Here is a 658-nt window from a genome sequence, read left to right on the forward strand (position 1 = left end):
CGGCGGCCATGCGACGCGCTCTGCGCCGTGCTGCCGATGGCGCCGTCCTGGATGTGACCGAGGCGTCGGTGTTGTTGCACGCCCGTGGTGAGGACCTGGACGCGTTGTTGGAGGCGGCCGGGAAGGTGCGGGATGCGCACCTGCTCGCCGAGGGTCGTCCGGGGGTGGTGACCTACAGCCGTAACGCGTTCATCCCGTTGACGCGGTTGTGTCGGGACCGTTGTCACTACTGCACGTTCGCGACGGTTCCGCACAGGGTGCCGGCGGCGTTTTTGGAGCGGGACGAGGTGTTGGAGATCGCCCGTGCGGCGGCGGCGCAGGGTTGTAAGGAAGCGCTGTTCACGTTGGGTGATCGGCCGGAGGAGCGGTGGCCGCAGGCGCGGGAGTGGTTGGAGGCCCGCGGCTATTCGTCGACGTTGGACTACGTGCGGGCCTCGGCGATCGCGGTGTTGGAGGAGACCGGGCTGTTGCCCCACCTCAACCCCGGCGTGTTGTCGTGGGAGGAGTTGCAGCGGCTGCGGCCCGTAGCCGCGAGCATGGGGATGATGCTGGAGACCACGGCGGAGCGGTTGTGGTCGGAGAAGGGTGGCCCGCACTACGGCAGTCCGGACAAGGAGCCGGCGGTGCGGTTGCGGGTGTTGACCGATGCGGGTCGGGT

The 658-nt window shown here is 69.0% G+C and carries 1 protein-coding gene; it reads left to right on the top strand.

The window, feature by feature from the left end; all coding sequences use genetic code 11:
• On the top strand, positions 1-658 hold a 658-nt coding region (gene cofG / locus WBN91_RS39070; RefSeq protein ID WP_337729348.1), incomplete at both ends, for a 7,8-didemethyl-8-hydroxy-5-deazariboflavin synthase CofG.

It is taken from the genome of Saccharothrix sp. CCNWYY140 (assembly GCF_037401995.1).
In the GTDB taxonomy this organism is placed as follows: Bacteria; Actinomycetota; Actinomycetes; order Mycobacteriales; family Pseudonocardiaceae; genus Actinosynnema.